Here is a 3515-nt window from a genome sequence, read left to right on the forward strand (position 1 = left end):
GGGATGGCCTGGGGGTCGGCGGTGGGCTGTGCGGCGGTGAGCCTGCGCCAGATTTCCGCCGCTAGTGCTTCTGTGACGGTGCGTTGATGGCGGCGCAGGAAGCTGCCCCCGGTGATGTCGTACGGCTCCGCAGCGTCTGCGCGCCGGTCGGTGACGCTGCGTTTCTCTTTCCCGTCGAGGTCCAGGAGCAGGCGGAGCGCGCGTGCTTCGACCCCGCCGATGGCGGCAACGCTGGCGTTGATGATCGCGTGGGCGGTGAAAGCCCTGCGGAGAAGCGCGTCGGGTTCCTCGGGCTCAACTCGCGGCGGAACGATCATGTCTGTCAGCTGCCGGCGCACATCCGGGGTGATCATGTAGGTGGGCAGCCGGATACCGTTGCGGTAGCAGAGGGTTAGGACCGTGGTCAGTTCTGTCACGTCGGGGGGCATGGCGATCCTTTCTCGTCTCGTGTTGGCGCGTCCGCGTGGTGTCCGGGTTCCGTCCGCGTGCCGTCCGGCCACTGACTATGCACGGTGCGTGTCTGTGCTCCGTCCGCGTTCCGTCCGGGTTGGGGACATGTAGAGCGGACGTCCGTGGCTGGTCTGGGTCTGGTCTGTGAAAGAGCCGCGGACAAGCCGCGTCTTGTCCTAGGAAAAGGGATTCCTGGTCCGCAGGATGGGGTGTGTGAGGCGGTCGGCTTCACGGTCTTCGTTCCTGGAGGGTTTTCCCATGCCCCGTTACTATGTGCGGACCACCTTCGGGTTTGGCTGGTGGGTAGCTTTCTTTTGGTGCCTGTACCTGAGCCTTTTTCTGTTTTCTGAGGCGTCGGCCGCGATCCCGTTCATCGTCGTCGCCGTGATCGTCATTGCCGTGATCCGGCTGGTCGGAAAGGCGATGTGGTGATGCGGCGGCGTGTCGAGCTGGCCTCCGAGGAGATATCCCGGCGTCATCAGGCGCTGTTCGTGCTGGCGCTGGTGGCGTGGTGCGCGGGGATGTGCGCGCTGTCGTTGGCGGCGACGGTGGTCGTGGAGGTGCTGCACCGGCCGGGGCCTGGTCCGGTGTCGGTGACCGTCGCGGCCGGTGAGGCCTGGTGAGCGTGGAGGGTCTGCCGGATCTGGACATGCTGTGGATGGGGCTGTGCTCCACGATCCGTCACGGCGCCACGGCCGCACGGCTCGGGGCGTATACCCCCGGGGTGGTGGATGTGCTGGAGCCGGGGGTGACGCCGTGGGCGGCGCGGATGCTCGCGGCTGAGGATCTGATCCGGAACGCGGCGGCGGGGCTGGATGGTCCGGAGGATCGGGCGGTGCGGCTGCTGCTCGGGCTCTCCCCCGGGACGGCGGGTTTGCGCGTCAGTATGCGGCGGGCGCGGGCGGCGGATGCGCTGCGGATCGCACCGGCGAGCCTGCGGGGTGACCGTGAGCATGCGTTGATGTGGGATCTCGCGGTGCAGGTATGCAAACTGCTCCTTCAGCGTTAGCACGAGGGGCACGGGCGGGGTACAGGGCTTTCCTGTATCCCGCTTTTCCGTGTGCCGGGTGCGCTGGTTGTGCGTGCGGACTGCGTGAAAAGCGGGTGGCCGGCTGGCGCACTTTTCACGCACAAACTAGGCGCTTTCGGCGCACTGCCCCGGGAGACCATGAGATCAGGCCGCTGACGGGCGGCACCAGAAGATACCAATGATCAGGGGTGACGCGATGCGGGTGATTCCCGTGGACGTGACGGCGTTTTCCGTGGTAACCGCGATGGGTCCGGCTGCGCCGGTGATAGACCGAGAGTCCGGCAGCCAGCGAGGGAACGCGGATGGGCTGCCGTTGTGGACCGTGCCGGTCGCGGTCGCGTTGGCGGACGGCACAGCGGAAGTGATCACGGTCCGGATCGCGGGTGAGGCGCCGACGGTGCAGCCGGGGACGCCGGTACGGCTGACGGGCCTGGTGGGCCGCTCCTGGCAGATGCAGGGCCGTCACGGCATCTCGTACTCGGCTGCGTCGATCACCGGGGTGTCGAGCAAGAGCTAGGGCTACCCGGTTCGGGGGTGGCGGTGCCCTGACCGTGTGCCGCCACCCCGGCCGGTCCTGCTCGTGCGCGCAAAGGAGTAGGTGTGTCGGTGCTACGGATCCGGCCCGGCCGGATGCGGAAAGATCAGTTTCGGCTGTCGTTGCGGCCGTCGGTGCCGGAACTGCTGGTCCGGTACGGCCTACGGCATATGTGGGGATGGCGCCGTGAGGTGCTGGCGCTGCTCGTGCTGCTGATGGTGCCGCAATCGATCTGGGGACGGGGGCTGCTCCTCGGCCTGGTGCTGGTCGTGCTGGTCGTGCCGGTGCTGCGCCGGGCGGTGGTCGGCTGGCTGCTGGGTGGGCGGCTGCGGCGACGCTGGGCGGCTGCCTGCCATGCCTGCCGGGTGGAAACACCGTCTGCTGGGGGCGGTGGGCGTGTTCCCCGGATACGGCGGGCGCGGCGGGGCGCGGCGGGCTGGCATCTGCGGCTGGTCCTGTCACCAGGCCTGAGCGTGGACGATCTCCAACAGGCGGCGGGGAAGCTGACGGCCACGCTGAAGCTGCGGGAGGTGCGGATCTCTCCGGATCTGGACCGGGCGGACCGGGTCGGCCTGGTGTTGGTGCGCCGTGAGGTGCTAGGCCGGGCAGTCCGCGCGGATCTGCTGCCCGCCGGTGCGGCCGGTGAGCTGGACGCCCTACCGATCGGGGTGCGGGAGGACCGCCGGGCCTGGCTGCTGCCGCTGCGCGGGTCGCATGTGCTCATCGCCGGGGCCACCGGAGCCGGTAAAGGCTCAGTCATCTGGTCGATCATCCGGGCGCTTGCCCCGTCGATCCGCGGGGGCGTCGCGGAGGTCTGGGCGTGTGACCCGAAGGGCGGCATGGAACTCGCCTTCGGGGAACCTTTGTTCGCGCGTTTCGGCGTAACCGCGGCGACGATCGCGGATCTCCTCGAAGATGCCGTGACGGTCATGGAGCGGCGCACGGGCCGGCTACGCGGGGTGGCCCGGTCCCACACACCCACCCCGGACGATCCCCTGATCGTGATCATCATCGATGAGGTCGCGAGCCTGACGTCCTACGTGTCCGATGCGGAAGTCAAGAAGCGGATCGCGGTTGCGCTGCAACTGTTGCTCTCCCAGGGCCGGGCACCGGGGGTCGTCGTCGTCGGTGCGCTGCAAGACCCCGGCAAGGATGTGTTGCCGTTCCGGGACCTGTTCCCCGTCCGGGTCGCGCTCCGGCTCACAGAACCAGTACAGATCAACATGGTGTTGGGGGAAGGTGCCCGGGATCGAGGCGCGCTCTGCGACCGCATTCCCCGGGGCCTGCCCGGGGTCGGCTACGTCCTGGTGGACGAAGACCCGACCCCGGTCCGGGTCCGCGCCGGATGGCTCACCGACGACGACATCCGGACCATGGCCGCGCAGCACGCTCCGGTCCGTCCCACCACCCCGGTGGAACCGGCGGAAGGGTGGCGACCACAGCTGCCCTCGGTGCCGTCCATGCCACCTGCGGCCCCCGCGCCGCCTCCCCACCCTGCAC

The 3515-nt window shown here is 69.1% G+C and carries 6 protein-coding genes; 5 read left to right on the plus strand and 1 reads right to left on the minus strand.

The annotated features are described in order from the left end of the window. The coding region (locus AC08OV_RS23985) for a hypothetical protein (RefSeq protein WP_476620366.1) at positions 1-428 on the minus strand (428 nt) is incomplete at its 3' end. A gap of 280 nt (positions 429-708) precedes the next feature. On the opposite strand from AC08OV_RS23985, the gene AC08OV_RS23990 reads away from it, so the two are divergent. The 5 genes from AC08OV_RS23990 to AC08OV_RS24010 all read left to right on the plus strand — a co-directional run. Continuing rightward, the gene (locus AC08OV_RS23990; protein ID WP_476620367.1) at positions 709-882 is read left to right on the plus strand and encodes a hypothetical protein; all 174 of its coding nucleotides are present in this window, start codon (positions 709-711) and stop codon (positions 880-882) included. Beyond that, positions 882-1073: a hypothetical protein gene (locus tag AC08OV_RS23995; protein WP_476620368.1), complete on the plus strand. Its 192-nt coding sequence runs from the start codon at positions 882-884 to the stop codon at positions 1071-1073. The genes AC08OV_RS23990 and AC08OV_RS23995 overlap by 1 nt, the downstream gene beginning before the upstream one ends. Further along, a complete protein-coding gene (locus AC08OV_RS24000; RefSeq protein WP_476620369.1) occupies positions 1070-1459 on the plus strand; it encodes a hypothetical protein in 390 nt (129 codons plus the stop codon). Before AC08OV_RS23995 ends, AC08OV_RS24000 begins: the two co-directional genes overlap by 4 nt. A gap of 199 nt (positions 1460-1658) precedes the next feature. After that, positions 1659-1997, plus strand: coding sequence for an SCO3933 family regulatory protein (locus AC08OV_RS24005; RefSeq protein WP_476620370.1), 339 nt, complete (start codon positions 1659-1661; stop codon positions 1995-1997). 83 nt (positions 1998-2080) lie between these two features. Then, positions 2081-3515 (plus strand): FtsK/SpoIIIE domain-containing protein (locus AC08OV_RS24010; protein WP_476620371.1); only part of this gene is annotated, 1435 nt, incomplete at its 3' end.

It is taken from the genome of Frankia sp. CeTa3Moorea, from assembly GCF_978021225.1.